12 protein-coding genes are annotated in these 18,248 nt (G+C 50.1%); 8 read left to right on the forward strand and 4 right to left on the reverse strand.

From position 1 onward, the window contains the following. The first annotated feature begins 42 nt into the window (after positions 1-42). Genes AC5JMP_RS12320 through AC5JMP_RS12330 form a run of 3 tightly spaced genes read left to right on the forward strand, consistent with a single transcriptional unit; the run spans position 43 to position 3,442 of the window. Positions 43-1,509, forward strand: a complete 1,467-nt coding sequence (locus AC5JMP_RS12320; RefSeq protein WP_495851764.1) for an AAA family ATPase — start codon at positions 43-45, stop codon at positions 1,507-1,509. A gap of 13 nt (positions 1,510-1,522) precedes the next feature. Then, entirely contained in the window at positions 1,523-2,428 is a 906-nt protein-coding gene (locus AC5JMP_RS12325) for a hypothetical protein (protein WP_495851765.1), read from the forward strand. Between the two features lie 60 nt (positions 2,429-2,488). Next, complete coding sequence (locus tag AC5JMP_RS12330) at positions 2,489-3,442, forward strand: M20/M25/M40 family metallo-hydrolase (RefSeq protein ID WP_495851766.1); 954 nt, start codon at positions 2,489-2,491, stop codon at positions 3,440-3,442. A gap of 179 nt (positions 3,443-3,621) precedes the next feature. Here AC5JMP_RS12330 and AC5JMP_RS12335 read toward each other — a convergent pair whose 3' ends face one another. After that, the gene (locus tag AC5JMP_RS12335; RefSeq protein WP_495851767.1) at positions 3,622-6,273 is read right to left on the reverse strand and encodes a CHAT domain-containing protein; all 2,652 of its coding nucleotides are present in this window, start codon (positions 6,271-6,273) and stop codon (positions 3,622-3,624) included. Positions 6,274-6,836: 563 nt separating this feature from the next. Between AC5JMP_RS12335 and psb34 the strand changes: the two genes are divergently transcribed. Both psb34 and AC5JMP_RS12345 read left to right on the forward strand, forming a co-directional pair. Continuing rightward, complete coding sequence (gene psb34 / locus AC5JMP_RS12340; protein WP_495851768.1) at positions 6,837-7,007, forward strand: photosystem II assembly protein Psb34; 171 nt, start codon at positions 6,837-6,839, stop codon at positions 7,005-7,007. Positions 7,008-7,357: 350 nt separating this feature from the next. Then, a complete protein-coding gene (locus AC5JMP_RS12345; protein WP_495851769.1) occupies positions 7,358-9,511 on the forward strand; it encodes a tetratricopeptide repeat protein in 2,154 nt (717 codons plus the stop codon). Between the two features lie 98 nt (positions 9,512-9,609). Here the strand turns inward: AC5JMP_RS12345 and AC5JMP_RS12350 are convergent, their stop codons facing one another. After that, positions 9,610-10,830: a family 8 glycosyl hydrolase gene (locus AC5JMP_RS12350; protein WP_495851770.1), complete on the reverse strand. Its 1,221-nt coding sequence runs from the start codon at positions 10,828-10,830 to the stop codon at positions 9,610-9,612. Between the two features lie 464 nt (positions 10,831-11,294). Here AC5JMP_RS12350 and AC5JMP_RS12355 point away from each other — a divergent pair, with 464 nt between their 5' ends. Then, complete coding sequence (locus AC5JMP_RS12355; RefSeq protein WP_495851771.1) at positions 11,295-12,029, forward strand: EcsC family protein; 735 nt, start codon at positions 11,295-11,297, stop codon at positions 12,027-12,029. 55 nt (positions 12,030-12,084) lie between these two features. Here the strand turns inward: AC5JMP_RS12355 and AC5JMP_RS12360 are convergent, their stop codons facing one another. After that, complete coding sequence (locus AC5JMP_RS12360; RefSeq protein ID WP_495851772.1) at positions 12,085-12,609, reverse strand: MarR family winged helix-turn-helix transcriptional regulator; 525 nt, start codon at positions 12,607-12,609, stop codon at positions 12,085-12,087. 125 nt (positions 12,610-12,734) lie between these two features. Here AC5JMP_RS12360 and AC5JMP_RS12365 point away from each other — a divergent pair, with 125 nt between their 5' ends. After that, positions 12,735-15,008, forward strand: coding sequence for a caspase family protein (locus AC5JMP_RS12365; RefSeq protein ID WP_495851773.1), 2,274 nt, complete (start codon positions 12,735-12,737; stop codon positions 15,006-15,008). On the opposite strand, the gene AC5JMP_RS12370 is transcribed toward AC5JMP_RS12365, so the two are convergent. Further along, positions 15,005-16,804, reverse strand: a complete 1,800-nt coding sequence (locus AC5JMP_RS12370; protein ID WP_495851774.1) for a putative bifunctional diguanylate cyclase/phosphodiesterase — start codon at positions 16,802-16,804, stop codon at positions 15,005-15,007. The genes AC5JMP_RS12365 and AC5JMP_RS12370 overlap by 4 nt on opposite strands. Positions 16,805-17,316: 512 nt before the next feature. Here AC5JMP_RS12370 and AC5JMP_RS12375 point away from each other — a divergent pair. Further along, positions 17,317-18,003 carry a hypothetical protein gene (locus AC5JMP_RS12375; RefSeq protein WP_495851775.1) on the forward strand — a complete coding sequence of 229 codons (687 nt, stop codon included), beginning with the start codon at positions 17,317-17,319 and terminating at the stop codon, positions 18,001-18,003. The last annotated feature ends 245 nt before the right edge of the window (positions 18,004-18,248 follow it).

The raw sequence follows: 18,248 nt of genomic DNA on the forward strand, positions 1-18,248 counted from the left end.
GTAGAAACGCGACTCAAATGCCGGAACGAGTTAATTCTGCTAATGCCCATCTCCCCCTCAGATGACTCCTCGAACCTAAAATTCCTAAAGTCGATCACCCCAGAGAGCAGCGAGGCGGAAGTAGAGCATAAAATTATTGTGCCTCTATTACAGTGGCTAGGATATGACAGTGAAGACTGGCGATCGCAGGTCAGTATAGGCAGTTCAAAGCTTGATTTTCTCATCTATCCTGAAGAATTTAAGCTCCACTGCCCTCCGTTTTTGGTAATTGAGGTTAAGGCACCGGGTAAGCCAATCAATCAAAACGGCTGGCAAATCAATCGGTATATGCGTAAAGTAGGCGCGATGCTGGGGCTGCTTACCAATGGCTCCAGCTTTCAGCTACTCTGTAGACATCAAGATCGGATTGTTGTTATTGCAAACTATTCAGTCCGTGAATTAGTTGAAAACGTTAAGCTATTTCACCATTTGCTTTGCAAAACAACCTGTCTAAAGGTATGCAATGTAATCTTAAATAATCAGCAGCGTATCAATCAGAAGTTTTTAATGCGGGTTGCCGAAGCCTTTGGCAGTCAAAGCATACCTGCTTTATTTGAAGAACAGCTAGAGCTAAGTCCTCAGCCTTTACAGAAGCAATTTAATCTGGTTCAAAGGAGAAGTAAATCAATGATTATCACAGTCTTCAATAATAAAGGTGGGGTTGGCAAGACAACTTTAACGATTAACCTTGCAGCATCATTGGCACAGCTCGGCAAGCGTGTTTTGCTAATTGATATTGATGCCCAAGCGAACTTATCGACTGGCTTAGGCATTGATCCATTAAACGACGTAGAACTTGCTAGAAAAAAAGACATTACGCATCTATTGATTGATCCTAGGGTTAAGTTAGAAGACGTAATCTACGCAAAGCGTTGGAGTCGCAATGATCTTCAGCTTGATGTGATTCCTTCTCACATTCGTCTGAGTCGAATGGAAAATGATTTGACCCAAATGGTAGATAGCGATCGCGTCCTAGCAAAAAAGCTAAGGAATCATGACTATGACTTCGTTTTCATCGATCCACCCCCTTCTTTCGGTAAAGTCAATCGGATTTCTCTGATGGCATCTAACGGCATTTTGGTTCCCACTCAGCTCTCATCCTATCCTATTCGCGCTCTAGAGTATGTTCTTGCTCAGGCTCAGGAGATCGGAGCCTATAAAGATGATCCACTGCCTATTTTGGGAGTTGCTATTAGTATGTATGATCAGCGATCGAATAGTTTTAATCTCTCCATGTTAGAGAAATTAAAAGACATTTTGGAGAAAACTGCTGGTGGCAGTCAGGTTAATATTTTTCCTGAACAAACTTGGATTCCTAGGCTCAATATTGTCTCGCAATGTCCAGAGAAAGGCTATCCCATCCAAGAGGCTGAGTTCGATGATCATCTAAGTTCTCAAGAGCGTGAAGCTGCTCAAAAAGCTCTGGAGAGATATGACAATCTTGCCTCCCATTTAGTTGGTAGTATTTAGCAGGAGCTATTATATGAGTCAGGAAATTCGGCGCGAACTAATTAGCAAAAATCTGGGAATCATTCCCATCAATCATGGGAAAGTTTATACTTTTCAAATTGCTCTTCCCGATCCTGGAAAGCAAGAAATTTCTCTGGAGCGATCGCAAGCTATTGAGAGTAGCCTTTTACAACATCAGAGCAATTTAGCCTCGCTGATCTTGCGCCGTACCGAAAGCTATGGCGATGATATTGAGTATGAGCTAGTTTATGGCGCTGAGTGGTTGCAAGTTGCACAAAAGCTCGATATTGAGATGCTGTGGGCTTGGGTTTTTGATATGACAGATGAGCAAGCTTTAGCCGCCAAGGCGGAATTGTCTCAATTGTTCAGTTCGTCAATCTCTGTGCCAGATAGTGGTGAACAGCATCCCGTTGACTCTGCTGATCTTGAACAGATGATCGATCGCAAGCTACAGTCAACTGCCAATTCAATTAAGCAAGTTCTAGCCGCATCTCTAGATAAATTCAAAGAAGCCTTTGATGATAAGCTCAAGACCCTTCACTATGGCTTAGATCGTCTAACTGACAGTTTTTCTGAAATACCGGAACTCTCAACCCAAATCAATCAATTACGAGAACAGATAGAGTCTGTTGGTTTGAAATCAACAGGTTCACGAGCAAAAGCTTTGACTTCCTTCAATGGAATTAAAACTAATCTTTTGACTGCTAGCGAACAAGAAATTACGAATCTTTTGAGTCAGGTAGTTACTCAACCGAAACAGATTGAAGCTGCTCTCAAAGCGATCGCTTACTGGAATCAGCCAGGAAAAACGCTAACTTGGGAAAATTTGGAGCGATCGACAAAATCAGGTACTGCACATAAAATTCCAGGATTTGCTCAAGGAACACTCGATCGCCTCAAACAAATTGGAGAAATTTGAGTACACGATCCTCTAGAAAGTTAAGCCTGTGAAAACACACCTGACTCAGAAAAGCCAGCGATGAAACCCCGATCGCTCCTCTTAATTCTCCTAGCTGCAATCCTCAGCATTCTTGTAGGGTGGCATCAGGTCAATCCGCGATCGCCTGCCGCAGCTGAATATCCGCAAGTTGCTCCACCTGCTGTCGATAGCCAAAAGCTGTGGGCAGATGTCGAAGCTCTGTCCTTCAAGCGATTTGAGGAAAGCGATCGGCAGAAAGCTCGCGATTACATCATGCAAGAATTGCAGAGCGCCGGATGGACACCGAAGCTCCAGGAGTTTCAAGCTCAGGGCTTGAGCGGCATTAATATTCTGGCAGAGCGATCGGGCACTAATCCGCAGTTGGGCGCAATTTTGCTGGGGGCACACTACGATACGATTGCGCTTTCTCCTGGAGCTGACGACAACGCCACAGGAGTAGCGGCGGTGCTGGCAGCAGCAAGGTTGTTAGGGCAAAACCCGACACCTCGATCGCTCCAGCTTGCCTTTTTCGACTTAGAGGAAGAGGGGCTGCTCGGCAGCCAAGCCTTTGTCGAAACGCTCCAGCCCGACCTGATTCAAGGAGCCATGATTATGGACATGATTGGCTACACCTGCCGTACAGCAGGATGCCAGACCTATCCGCCTTTGCCCATCAAGCCACCTGTAGACAAAGGGGAATTTTTAGCGGCGATTGGCGATCAGGGGCATCCCGACCTAACCCAAAGCTTGAGCCAAGCCGGGAGGGGAAATCTGCCTCAAGTTTTAACCCTCTCTATTCCCACCCTGAGCGGACTCGCGCCCGATCTGGTTCGCAGTGACCACACGCCCTTCTGGAAAAAAGGCATTGGCGCGGTCTTGCTGACCGATACCGCCAACTTTCGCAACCCCCACTACCACCAGCCTAGCGATAGATTAGAGACGATCGATCGAGACTTTTTCGTTGGCTCAGCGCAAATTGTGATCAATGCCGTCACCGATTTACTTCAAAAATGAAGCCTTAATAGAATCGATCGCAGATTAGGGTTTTGTGCTCCGTGCACCACAAAACTCTAAAAGCTGGATTTCAAAGGCGCAGTGCGCCTTTGAAATCCAGCTTTTAGGAAAAATTAGGAGGACTTTTCGATCTACTGAGCCTTGGTAGCGGTATTTAGGTAAGGACTACCAAAGCCTTCCTAGGAATCAATTTGCGACAGCTTTTCCCAATCCTGAATGGCAGCATTGTTCCATAGCCAATTTTGCCGCAGGGCTTGCGTCGTAAAGAGAGATGGATCGCTGGAAAGCACCGATCGATAGACTTTCGCCGCTTTAGCAGAAATCCTCACCTGACGATCGGCCGACTCTTGGGCAGAGATTTTCCGCATTGCTAGGGCAACCCCAGCATAGGCAATCTGCATCTGCGAATCGACCTCAGACTGCGCGGCACTGGACTGTCCGGTAGACGAGCCAGAGCTTTGCAGCAGAGCGATCGCCTCCTCCCAAGCCTGTTTTGCCTTAAAGGGATCGCCTTCGGCATAGTAGACAAAGCCGAGCGCCTGGTGATAGGGTGCCGAACTCGGCTGATCTTTGGCAGCATTTTCCCAGGCGGTACGCGCGTCCGCCAGCTTATATTTGGGGTTGTTTTGCTTGACGGATTGCCAAGCTAACCGACCCTGCAAAAACTGGATGTCTGGCTTTGCCTGATGCTCTGAGGGCACTGCCGCCAGTGCTGCCGTAGCCTCCGTCAAAGCATTGCGATTGAGCAGCACTTCGATCGCTTGCTGACCTTGGGCGAGCTGCTTCTTACCCAAGCTATTTAGAGCGATCGCCTTCACCTGCTCTGTAGAGCTGTCTTCCAGCTTTTGTCTCAAGCTCTGACTGCCTCCCGCACTATCTCCGGTGCTATCGGGTGTCTGGGCTGGAGGAGCAAGATTGAACGGCAGAGAATGAAAGGCTGAGTAGCCCAAAGCTGCGATCGCCGCCGCCCCGACCACACCCAAGACTGGTAACAATCCTCGCCGCAACGGAAAGCCAGCGGATCTCTGAATTGAAACTTGACCTACACCGCCGGAAACAGGGCTAATCTGCTCGGCTCCAGTTTGTCGGTCAATAGACTTATTAATAGAGAAAGTCTGTACTAATTCAGCAGAGCGCTCTGTACGGATAGGTTTAGTCACGGTCACTTCGCCCTGTCGCACGATCGCTGATTCTTCAGCGCGAGCGGTTGGGTTAGATTGCAAGGGTTGCAGAGGCACAAGATTGATCAGAGATGAAAGCGGCTGCTCTACGGGCTGCTCTATGAGCTGAGCATTGGAAGGACGAACGGCCTCTTCGCCAAAATTTTCGCCTTCTGCGCTCGTGATAGTCTCAAAGACTTGCAGCTCTGAAGCCTCTGAGGTCAGCTGACGAATCCAGTCCAGCGTTGCCGCTTCGTCGCCGCTGTTGTCATCAAAAGCAGTGAGGTCTTCCATCCAGTCGCTCAAGTCATCATCTGCCAAAACGGCATTAGCCACCATTTCTTCATCCGAAGGCGGCTGAGAGTCATCGATTAGAAAGCTGGCGGGCAGAGGAACGTTTTCGTCGATGGTTAACACCGGGAAACTGCCAAACCCTTGAGGCACCAAAACTAACCGATCGGCGGGATTGTCAAACGAGCGATCGCCCGGAGTTAAGTAGCCATCAAATCCGGGATGCAGATACAAAATCGGCAACGCCCAGTAGAGCTGATGCGATCCATAGGCTGAGATTAGCCCCTGACGCGCTCGACTGAGGCTGAGATCGATCGGGTAGCCCTGCCGCAAGTTGCGATAGAACAGCCAGGTCAGCGTCAACGCCACATTGTCAGGAATTTGTTCTGCCATTGCCAACACTGCAGGGATGCCCCGGCTGACCAGAGCTTCCGCCAAATTGCGTTCTCGCTCGTTGACGGGATCGGAGGTGGCGGTGTAGGAGCCTCGGCAGGAGTTGAACACCGCTAGACGAATGCCGTTATTTACCAGCAGACCTGCCAAATCGTCACCGCTGAGGATTTCCGTCAGCCCCGTGCGGCTATTGACTAAGTAGAGACTGCCCCCCGCACTGCTCAGGTCGCTATGACCCGCATAGTGCAGCACTTGATAATGACCCTGCTCTAGCGCCTGAGTCAACTGCTCACGTCCGGGCTGATCCAGCACCGTAAGCTGAATATCAGGGGTAGTTTCACCATCGGCGCGATCGCCTTGCACTAGCTCCTGCTGAAGCTGTCTAGCCTCTTGATGTAGCTGAAGTCGCTCTTGATCATCAGGAGCCGCAATCACCATGAGAATTCGCAAAGGCTGATCGGTAGCCAGCTCAAAGGGCAGGCGATCGTCTGATAGCCGTTGGCTAGGTTGATACCGCGAGAAAATAACGTGCGTTCCCGCCGCCAAAGGACGCGCCGCCATGCTCAAACCCTGCTGAAATTTCTCAGCAGGCAGATCGTTACCATACATGACCTCCCAAGGGAGGCGAGGAAGGCGAGTTCCCTTTAGCCCCAGGCGCAGACGCAGAGCTTCGCGGCGGTTTTGGGCAATGCCCTGCGCGGTCACCCAGCTATCACGCAAAGTACCTTGAAAGAGAGCGCCATAGAGGTGCTGACCCAGATTGACCAGGCTCAAGGAAGCCTGCGGATCGCGGGTTGCCGGATCGGCGGTCTGCAACAGTCCCAGTAGAGGATCGCTCATCAACTGGCGCGCTTGAGCCAGCCATTCCTCCACTTGCCAAGTAACCTGCTCTTCAGCAAGCGGCACACCTGGCTCTCGTTGCTCTGTACGTATTAAATATTCGTCATTCCCCACTGGGGTTACAGAAATGTGAAACTCCTGAGTCACTGGAACAGCGCTCCCCTAAGCTAGTTCTCGAAGGTCATGTTTAAAGTTCAGTCCTAGAGGCAAACCTTAACGTTAAAAGCTCTTCTGTTGAAGAGTTCTCTTGTTTAGAGTGTCTCCAGGATTTTCTAGCTTCCCTTCCCCCAAATTTTAGAGAAACGCTGAATCTTGCCCAAGTCAATCACTCGGTCTAAGTCAGCGCTCAATAGAGCCATTGCGCTGGGGAAGCTGGTTTCATAGACTGTATTCCCTCTAAAAAGTTCTGCTGCTGCTTATATTCTTTGAGCCTACTTTTTGAGAGGTTTACGCGACCTGCCTTTCAAAAAGTCGGTCAAAAAAGTGGAAGTCTACAAGTAGGCAACTTATTTGAAGCCTGAGCAAATTTTCCGGATCTCTGTTTTTAGCTAGAGAAAAGTGTGGAGGTAGATGCACCCTGACTTAAATCCCTTCAGCTCATTTCGGTGGGTTCAGGGATTTTTTATTAAGATTTGGTTATTTTATCTAAAAAAAACATTGAATTGGCTGATACAATTCTTACAAATCGTTTTTAAGTAAGGAATTAAAGTATGCCATACACCACTGAGGAAGGCGGTCGTCTTAACAACTTTGCTGTAGAGACCAAGCCATATGCGGCAGAACCTCCCACCTCAAAACAAAAGATTCAGTATATTGTTTTGGGTCTGGGTGCCCTCCTCCTAGTGGGTGGCATGATTGCTGTTGCTGTTGCCATTTCGTAGACAGCGAGATGGATAGGTCGTGAGGTCGCTCGTCTTGCCTCAGTTCGATCGCAACTTGAGCAAATCTAACAAAAGCCTCAGATCAATTTAAGAAAAATAATTACAAGATCTCTCGCAAATTAAAGTTTTGGGATTAGGTTTGGTCGGGGCTGTGCCCTAACCAAACCTAATTTGCAAGAGGTCTACAGAAGCCAGGTGGGTAATGCCCCTGGTTTTTCTGCCTCTAGGCTCGATTGGATTTTATGATTGGGAAAAAAGGTGAGTTTGCGATCTTGTCCTGACTTTAACAGAGACGGATAGAAAAGGGCTAAAGAGGGGCTTCATCTTCCATTCACCTTGGTAATATTCCTGTGACAGACATTTCTTTCCGGAAAATTTTAGGACTGAATCAGCAGTCATATCAACGGCTCAAAATTGCCTTGAGCCTGAATTTACGCCGTCAAGTTTTTGTTGCCGTTTGCGATGATTTGCTGCTCCGCGATCGCCTCTCTGCCCAACTTCAGACGGAGCTAGCAAAAGCCCCTCTGCCACAATTTGATCAGCCCAGTGCCGTAGAACTGCAAAATTTCCCTCGGCTGGTGAGTCTGCACCTGAGTCTGGATGATCCAAATCCGATCGTTCAAATTGCTCAGTGGATGGCTCAATCCCCTGCGCCCCGGAACGGATGGCAGCCAGGAACCATGCCAGCCTTCCAGATTTTAGGGACAGAAAAGCTGACTCGGCAACCCGCCGCCATGCAGCGGCTGTTTTTTACGCACCTTCAGAGCATTGAATATAATTTGCCGCTGCTAGAGTCGAGTATGATTCTGTGGCTGACCCAGCCTTGGTTTCGGGCGTTGCCGCAGTCTGCTCCAGAGTTTTGGCGCTGCCGCACGGGCGTGTTTGAGTTTATTGGCGATCCGACTCCGGTAATGGCGACGCTGCCTGAGCGGATAGGCGTACTGCCGTCTTTAGTGGCAAGCGCTCCTGCTGGCAGCACTGCCCCTGCAACAAAAGCCCCGCCCGCAGATCCCTCCCCAGCAGAACGGGCAGCAGAGGAAGCTACAGATGAAGCTCCAGAAGCGGCGATCGTTGAAAATCCCTGGGAACGTCTGGCTGATGATCTGGACTTAGAGCCTTTATTTGAGCCTCTCGCAGAACCCGCCGCATCTGCTGTGATAGATACTCTGAAAAGCGAGGATTTGCCGCTAGATCAGCTCACAAGCGCCGATGTAGAATCCGCTAATCTTGCAGTAACGCTTCCTGCCGGGCTGCAATCGGAAGACCCACAAAATCTGCCGTTGATTCAACAAATTGAATACCTGCATGAGCAACAGGCTCCAGCAGCGCAGCTAGCAGAGGCGTACTGTGCGTTAGGCAATCTTTACCGCGATCGGGTTGAGCAGGGCAACGGCACACCTGAAGATATGGCGATCGCCATTCAAATCTACGAGGAAGGGTTGCAGTATTTGCCGGAGCAAGAGCCGCTCTGGGTCGATATCCTCAACGATGTGGGCAACCTGTACTGGATGCTGTCGCGCACCATGGCTTCTAGTGAGGAAGCGCTACCCTATCTGCAACGCGGATTGCAAGCCTACCAGTTTGCCCTGACCAAAATTAGTCCAAATCAGCTTCAGACCTATCCTATGGTGCAAAATAACCTGGGAGCTGCCTATGCTGACCTGGCGCGGTATCAAGATCCTGCGGATAGTTTGAGGCGATCGGTTGAGGCTTATCTACAGGCTTTGCGCTACCGTACCCCTACAACCGACCCAATCCGCTATGCCTCGACGCAAAACAACCTGGGGACGACCTACTGGAATCTGGCGCAGCACCAACAGCCAGACGAGAATTTGAAACAGGCGATCGTTGCCTACTCTGAAGCACTGCGGTTCTATGACCCTGCCCAGGAGCCGTTTAATTACGCCATGATTCAGAATAATTTGGGCACAGCGTACTGGAATCTGGCGCAGTATGAGCGCCCCAGAGACTGGCTATCGCTGTCGTTGGCTGCCTATCGCATGGCTCTGAAGTACCGCACGATCGAGGCTGCACCCGCTGCCTTTGCCGCCACTCAAAACAATTTAGGCACTGCTTTTTGGCACATGGCAAACCAGATTGATGAAGTCGAGACGCGGCTGGGCTACTTGCAGGAGGCGATCGGGGCATACGAGGCTGCCCTCAAAGCTGTAGATTGGGTTGAGCGTCACGCGGGTGCGATGACGCTCAATTTCGATCATGTTGCGACTCAGAACAACTTGGGGCTGGCGCATTACCAAATTGCTACCGACACCCAAGCGCGACTTAACGCCGAGCAGCAGTCTATGCATTTGAGTGCAGCCCTCACTCATCATGTAATTGCCCTACAGTCTTGGGCACAGAAGCCGGAGCTGCGGCAGACTGCCATGAGTCGTATAGTCGAGACGCTTCGCGCTTTTTATAATCAGCTGGGGCTGACAGGACAAAATCGCGCTCTGTCCATGGTGCCGGGACAATTGCTGCCGGAGATTTTGCCGAAGCTGTGAGCGCTAGTGGTGAGTCAAGTAATGATGGGTGGATGAGTAGATGAGTAGATGAGAGTTCCCATCCACCCATCCACCCATCCACCCGTCCACCCAGACTACTAAAATTGGAACCATGTAGTGACGGCTTCAGGTGAAAACAACCCAAACCAGGCAAGATTTTGGCTGTAGTAGGCAGAGTCTCCATCCCAAAAACCCGCTTGGTAGGTGGGCAGTAGCTTTTGCTGCCTAATTTGTTCGGCCGTGGTTCGATCGATCTGACTAAAAGCAGCGTAGAGCATGGCGTACTGGGCTGTCGATTCGTAGCTGACGATCGCCCCTCCCTTCAGGTCAAGCTGAGCGGGGATTGCCTTTTGCGATCGCCATTTTGCCTGCAAGGGCTGGAGAGACTGCCGCAGGTATTCCTGGGCGCGCGGCTCGTTAAACCAGGCAGCATCTAGTGACACTCGCCACCAGACGCGATAGGCATCGTAGCCGTAGATGCTTTTGAGCTTTTCTTCCTGGCTCGATCGCAGGTCGCCTGTGGAGGTGTCTAGCACAATCCAGTCGCTGGGCAAGCCGATATCAGAAAGCTTTGCCGACTGGTTCAGCACGCGGTAGCTGCTATCTACTAAAGCCATCCAGTCGTGGCTGGGGTCGGCTTGGGCAAAGAGCCGAAAGGCGTAGGGGGCTAGGTAGGAAGGATTGAGGTAAACGCGATCGGGCTGAGGCTGGAAGAGGTCTTTGGCTCCTGGCAGGAAGTAGCGTTGCGATCGGCTCTCAAGGGTTGCTAGAGTCCACAGGTCTTGCAGTTTGCCACGGGCTAATTCCAGATAGTCGGGTCGGTTCCAGCGGCGCGATGCCAGGATCAGGGCTGTTGTGGCGTCCAGGTCGCCGTCGCTGGCAAAGTTGGTGTCGATCGCGCTCCAGTTGCCTTGGTCATTTTTGCCCCATTTCCAAAGCCAGAGGCGATCGCTACGGCTGCCGTCTGCTTTCTTGCGTTGCAGGTTGTTTTCACCCCAGGCTAGGACGCGCTCGAAGGTGTCCCGATCGTCCATGAGTACGGCTCGCAGCATGGCGTAGGCTTGTCCTTCGGAGGTGGAGCGATCGCCTGCTTCGCGGTCAATGACCCGTCCGTCGCTCTGAATAAATCGCTGTCGGTAGGCTTGCCAGCTCTGCTGGAGCAGTTCTGAGTTGGGGAGGGAGTTGGGGGCGGCGGTTTCAGTAGGCAGGAAGGGAGTTTGTGTGAGCGCATTGCAGTTGGAGAGGAGCAGGGCGATCGTCAGGAGCAAGCCGCATTGGCGGAAGCCTTTGAGGGTTGCGGAGGCAGAGGGGTAATTCATGGCAGTTCTATCGCTTTCTGATGCGGTTGCAGGGTTTGGTGCTTGCCAGCTTTGCTGGAGCAGTTCTGAGTTGTGTTGGCTGCGCTAGATTTTTGTTTCGATAGATGCCCGTTTCTCGATTCTAGTGGTTAATTTTGGGGCTGTTGTTTTGCGGCGGTTAATGGATTTGGAGAACCAACAGCCTTGGGGGTCTCCCCCAAACCCCCGGCAGGGGACGGCTGCGTCCCCCACACCCCCTCCAGACGAAAGGGTGGATGAGCGGTAGGGGTCGCTTCGCATCGGATGGGAGGAAAGGAGGCTAGTGAATGAAGCCCGAATTTTATCTCGGCGCAAACGCTGATTAGACTGTTCAATCCAAAATCTACCTAAAGTATTAGAGGCGTGGAATCTGGTCAGCATCCGATCGGTTGTTGCTACCTGTGGATAGACAACTTTAGGGCTGCATTTTTGTAGAGTGTTTGTAGATGAATATGGTGCTTTTTGGAGATCCTTATAAAGTAATGCCGATGCAAGATCCGGATGGTTCAAGACGTGATTCGATGAATGAGGCTTCGATGGGTGAGGCGATCGCCTCTGCGATGAAGGCGGCTCAGGCGGTGACAGATATGCTGCATCGTGCTGTTGAGCAGGGTACGGAAACTTTGGGGGCGGTTGTGACTCCGTTCGCAGAAAATCCGCTGATTCAGCAGGCGACTCGGCTGCCGGGGTTGAGCTGGCTGATGGCGGCGTTGGGTCAGGTGAATGTGGCGAAGGTTCAGCTCCAGGTAGATGAGCTTCGGCAGAAGTATCCGCTGGAAACGTCTGAACAGCTTGCTCAGAGAGTAATTGCTGAAGCGGCTTGGAAGGCGGCTGGAGTGGGGCTAGTGACTAATTTTGTGCCTCCGTTGGCATTTTTGCTGAGTGCGGTGGATGTGGGGGCAGTTGCGGCTCTCCAGGCAGAAATGGTCTACCGGATTGCGGCGATTTATGGGTTCTCGCTTCATGATCCGACTCGTCGTGGAGAAATGCTGACGCTTTGGGGAGTTTCGGCAGGAGGTTCGGGTGTTCTGAAGGCGGGGCTAAGCTTTGTAGAGCTTTTGCCTGGAATCGGCATGGCGGTTGGCATCACGAGCGATGCGGCGTTACTGTATGGCTTGGGAAATGTCGCCTTGAGGTTTTACGAGACGAAGCAAAGGTCTGGATCATCCTCGGATCATTGATTTTTGAGAGGTGTGCAGAGTGCGCACTTCTCAAAAATCAGTGCCCTATCCAAAGTTAAGGCTCTAGTAAAGCAGGGGTGCCGGTCTGCACTTTCTTCAGCAGACAAATTAGCGTCTGCTTTTCAGCGCAGGTTAAGTTTTCCATTAGCCCTTTGGTGCGTCCAAAGTGGTCGGGCAGCATTTCGGTAAGGCGCTCTCGTCCCACTTTAGTCAGCTCTACCCGCAGCATTCGCCGATCGCCCGGAATGGGTTTGCGCTTCAGCCAGCCATCTCGCTCTAATCCATCCAATAGACCCGTGACGGTAGCTCTTGTCACGCCTGCGCGATCGGCACATTCTGAGGGAGTCAGTCCAGACTGTTCGTCAGAAACTTGATCCCTGTGAAATAATTGCATCAGCAGCGTAAATTTGCCCATTGACAGTCCGTATCGTGCAAAGTGAACGCTAAGCGCTTCATAGACGTCTGCTGTCGCATTCAAAAATGCAATACAGGTCTCGATAGCCATAACATCCATTTCAGGAAAACGATCGGCGAGGTTTAAAAGCGTTTGACGATCGGCAGAGGGGCGAAGAGTGATCACGGGTGTCCAGACAAGCTATATATGAATTTTATTATTGCTCAGCTTAACTTAAATCCCCGAAAGGCAAGCTTTTTACACAATTAAACAAAAATTAGTTAAATAAAAATTGATGCCGAAATAGAATCATGGGACTGACGCGACGAACTTTTATTCAGCAAATGGGATGGGCGCTGACCACTCTAGGGGTGAGCGAAAGCCTGGTTCTATGGGCAGATCGCTACCAGCAAGCGATCGCCCAGCCAACCCGGCGCAAGTTGGCGTTGCTCATTGGCATTAACCAGTACGCTGAGCAAGTTTGTGATTATGCCGTTCCTAAAGGCAGCGTTCTCAACGGCTCTGTCACCGATGTTGCCCTTCAGCAGGAGCTGCTGATCCATCGGTTTGGCTTTCAGCCTAGCGATATCCTAACGCTGACTGACCAACAGGCAACTCGCCAATCTATTCTGGACGCGTTTCAAGCTCATCTGGTTCAGCAAGCTCGTCCAGGGGATGCTGTGGTGTTTCACTTTAGCGGATTGGGAAGCCGCATTAGATTAGAAGGTGCTTTCGAGCAAGCTGAGCCAAATGGCTCTAATCTTGAGTACAACAGCTTTGTGCCTGTAGACGGCTGGCTACCTACTCCTGAGAACCCTGTGATCCATGACATACCAGAAGAAACGCTGGGGTGGTTACTGCGATCGATCTCTACAGATCAAATCATCACTATTCTCGATACCAGCCACACATCCTTGGGCAGAACACTACAGGGAAACCTGCGTATTCGATCGCGCCCCAGCACCCCTAGCGGTCGGCTGGATGAATTGGAAGAAGTGCTTCAGGATCAGCTCAGCCGTGAAACAGGTATTTCTAAAGCAAAAATTCATGCCCAGTGGCGATCGGGGCAGGTTCCAGGACTGCTGCTGTCTGCTGCTCACGCTAATCAAATTGCCGCCGAAGCTCAGTGGAGTGGCTTTAGCGCGGGGCTACTCACCTACGCCCTTACCCAACAGCTTTGGTGGGCAACACCCGCAACAACGCTCTATTTTGTCCCTAACTCAATTGGCTTCACCAGGGTGAGGCTGGATCAAGCCTCCCAGTTGCTGTCATCCGGGATTGCCAAGGGCTTTGCGTCCTCACCTAACGCCGATGGCGTAATTCACGCCGTAGATGAAGAGGGTAAAGCGCAAGTCTGGCTGGCTGGTTTGCCCGCAGCAGTTTTAGAGAACTACGGGGCATCGGTGCTCGCAATCAGTTCTAGTGGCGTATCTCCTCAAAGCTCTACCCAATCTCTTCAAGACTTTACCCACCCTACCCTGCACCAGATTCGATCGCGAGAAGGGCTAATGTTCAAAACCCGTCTCATTTCAGAAGCCGATCGCCCCCTAGTAGGGCAATGGGTGCAGGAGCAGGTACGGATCTTACCGCGTAGCGTGGGGCTGACGGTGGCGATCGATGCCAGCCTAGAGCGGATCGAACGGGTCGATGCTACCAGCGCTTTTTCCGCCATTCCTAGAGTATCTTCGGTGATTGCTGGAGAACAGCCAGCCGATTTTTTGTTTGGCAAAAATCAGTCTGCTTACCCACTGACGGCATCTCTTGATCCATCTACTCCATCAGCTCAAAATGGCTATGGTTTGTTCTATCCAAGTCGGGATGCTATTTTGAGTACGCTAATTCAAGATGATGAAGCCGTAAAAACAGCGGTCAATCGCGTCACACCAGAGCTGAAAACCCTGCTGGCGACGAAATGGTTGCGCCTGACCGAAAACCAAGGTTCATCCAGGCTGGGTGTACGGGTAACGCTAGAACGAGTCGGTCTAGAGCCAATATCCTCATCACAAATCAAGCCCCAGCCCCTCAAGCCGCAAGCTTTGATGCACCGAGAAACAGTCCGATCAATCTGGACGGCTCCCGAAAGCGATCCGGCATTGGGCGATGCAAAATTAACGCTATCCGTTGGTAGCCAGATCCAATACCGCTTGGCTAACTACGGCGATCGCCCTGTTTACTTTGTGCTGTTGGGGTTAAATGCGGCAGGAAATGCGATCGCTTTTTATCCGGGTGAGGCAGATATGCTGGAACAAACGATCCTGGCTCCAGGCGAAAGCGTGACGGTTCCTCCTTCAGAACCGGGCTGGAAAATGCAGACGGCTGGGTTGGCAGAAATTCATGTTGTGTTTTGCAGCGCTCCCCTGACACAAACCTACCAAACCTTAGCCACGACTCGTCCCAAGACGGATACCCAGCGCGTCGTCCTGTTGACCAATCCCTTAGAGGTTGTGCAGGCTCTACTACAAGATTTACATCAAGCGAGTGCGCCATTGGTGTTGGCTCTGCCCAAGGTCGAAGTTCCGGCAGACACCTACGCACTTGACGTGAACACTTGGGCGACCCTCAGCTTTGTGCATCAGGTTGTCTAATTTGGGCTGAGAACCTGTAGCTGATCTTGAAGCATTGTGTTTCTGGGATCAAGGTTATTCTCTAGCGCATTGTCGTTTGCCATACTGCTTTGCACGGTCTTATCCTGCACAGTCTTATCTTGCAACATCTGAACGATCGCATCCGCAGGCACAGGGCGACTAAAGTAAAAACCCTGACCTTCATCACAGCCTCGCTGATGCAAGTAGTCTAGCTGCTCTTGAGTTTCTATCCCTTCAGCAGTGATGCTGAGCCGCAGACTTTTCGCTAGAGCAATGATGGCATTGGTCACGGCGGCACTATCAGGATTAGAGGTGACATCCTGCACGAAGGAGCGATCGATCTTCAGCATGTTGACCGGAAAGCGTTTCAGGTAATTTAGCGAAGAATAGCCTGTGCCAAAGTCATCTAGAGCCAGAGAGATTCCTAATGCTCGGAGTTGCTCTAAGGTTTTAACCGATCGCTGCATATCAACCATCAAGAAGCTTTCAGTCACTTCCAACTCCAGATAAGAGACATCTAGCTCAGTTTCCTCCAGAATCTGGCTGACAATTTTAACCAGATTAGGCTGCTCAAACTGTCGCGCCGATAGATTCACCGAGATGCGAATAGGGGAAAACCCGGCAAGCTGCCAAGCCCGATTTTGGGCGCAAGCCGTTCGCAAAACCCATTCGCCGATGGGCACAATCAAGCCATTGGCTTCGGCAATAGGAATAAAAGCGGCTGGGGAAACTAGCCCTAGAGCCGGGTGCTGCCAACGAACCAAAGCCTCCATTGCCGTCACCCGCCCACTATCTAAATCAATGAGAGGCTGGTAAAAAACCATCATTTCATTGCGCTCTAGCGCCCCATGCAGTGCGTTTTCTAGCGTCAAGTGTTCCTGCAATCGAACATTCATCTCAGGCAGATAAAATTGATATTGACTCCGCCCTCGCTGCTTAGCCTGATGTAGCGCTAGGTGAGCCTGCTGTAAAAGCTGATCTACCCCTTGCTGATCCTCTAGATCATTGATCACAATACCAATACTGATCGTAATATGAATCAAATCGCCTTCTATCAGAAAGGGTTTTGACAGGGTGCTGAGAAGGATTTGAGCTAGATTAATTATGCTCTCAAAGGAGGTGAGTTCAACGCGGGCGATCGCAAACTCATCTCCATTCAAATGTGCTAAAAAATCAGTTTCAGAAACACAGGCTGTCAACCGTTGGGCAACTCCTCTTAGCAGCAAATTTGACTTGTTGCGATCTAACGCATGACATATAGAAGTGAACTCGTCAATTCTCAATGAAAGAACGGCAACGAGTCGCTGACTATTCTGAGGCTGAGATAGAGTTTGATAGAGGCGATCGCAAAATAGATTCCGATTGGGCAATCCTGTGAGCGCATCATAGCTACTAATGTAGTGAATCAACTCATCTAATTGATGAAGCGTTTGAGATGTGTTTGCCATCAATGCGCCCACTTCATCAGTAAATTCGGTTGGCAGTTTCGGCAAGGCTTGGGTATTTAGATAGTCTTGTAGCGCTGTGGAAGTCAGAATCACGGGAGCAAGGAGGCAGCGCAGCGCATAAAGAGTCGCAGCTGTACCTATCAAAGTTGCCAACAGCGCGATACTCAGAACTCGCGCCGTTATTTCCCAAGAATAAGTATTGGAGAGGATGAAACTGAAGACTAGGGCAAGTAACGGTATGTGAGTTCCCAAAAAGGCTACTACCATGATCTTGGCAATATAGCTGCCTTTGAGAAACCTGAAACGAGCTAGTGAGGCATATAGATCAAGCTTGGGGTGAAGATTCATGGATTGAAAGCCATAGCGTCAAAAAATGGGTAGTCAAGATGTCGAGCCGCCAACCTTTTGACCGTCCAGCTAGATCCTCAAAAGATTGCCGGATGAATACATCCATTTCCCATAATCAGCTTTATCATCCGAATCTCTCATCGCAGAATTACTGACTTAATGGGTAAGATACGAATGAATTATTTCTTTTCAATTTTGTAGCGGTTCGATCGCCTGATGTCTCTTATAAACTTGCCTGTGAGTCAATGACAGAGCGATTACAGAGCGATCGCGCCAAATAAATTGAGTTCACAAAATTCAAATCTGGCTATAAAACGCACGCTATCTGCTGAAAGAAGCTGATAGTAAATGACCTCGTCTAGAGCCACTATGCGTAGATATGTTCAGCCAAGCTTCTCATTCAAAACTAATAGACTATAAAGGCGAACAACTAACTCAATAAATTTAGATATAGCTGTCCCCGTTCTAACCGCCTTGGCGATTGCTATACTGACAAGAAAAATAGGCAAGCTGTGAAAGACAAAAGCGCAAAAACTGTAGTTCGTAAAGCTAATCTGCTGCTCTATGCCTCAGCGCAGTTTATAGTTTTGACGATCGCCGCTATGTTCACCTATCCTGGCAGCGCCAAATTTGAGCCACAGAGCGATCGCTACTTATTTTTTCAAAACTTTTTCAGTGACCTAGGCGCAACAAAGACCTATTCTGGTTTGAGCAACACCACCTCAATGGTGATGTTTATCGTTGCTCTTTCCTCGGTTGGACTGGCGCTGTTGGTGTTTTCAACCACATGGAAGTCGATCGCGAATCGAGAGGGCGATCGCATTTTTGGGTATGCGGCTCAGGTCTTTGCTGTGTTGAGCGGTCTTTGCTTTATCGGCATTGCGGCAACGCCTTGGGACTTGATACTGTCTGCCCACAACAGCTTTGTGAAGGCGGCATTTAGCCTGCTGCTGGGGTTTATCGTATGTCTGAGTGCGCTACAGATGAGAAACCTTTGGCGAAAACAGTATCTTGTACTCAATTTGCTTTATCTGGTAATTCTGTCGATTTATATTGGTATTTTGTTCTACGGTCCGGATCTGACAACGCGAGAAGGACTTGAATTTCAGGTTGCAGCTCAGAAAATCATTGTCTATGTCTCTGTTTTGAATTTGGGCTTTCAGGCATTAGGAATCAGGCAGAGCGCTTCGTTAAGTTAACCTCGCAGCACTCTAGAGAAAGTAGCTTCGTTGGGCTATCCATATCGAAATTATTAAGTCAAATTCTTGAGTTCGCGTTCTGCTTCCTGCTTGACTCCCTTGTTATCAAAAATCTCCCCGTTGGATAGCTAGCGGAAGCCCAAATCACTCAATTCGATTTTTCTGGACACCCGATCGCCCTCCTCAACCCCCAGGGCTATTTCATTCTAGTTAAGTGCTTGATAGGGTAGTTATGTCATCTCTCC

Source organism: Drouetiella sp., assembly GCF_059504425.1.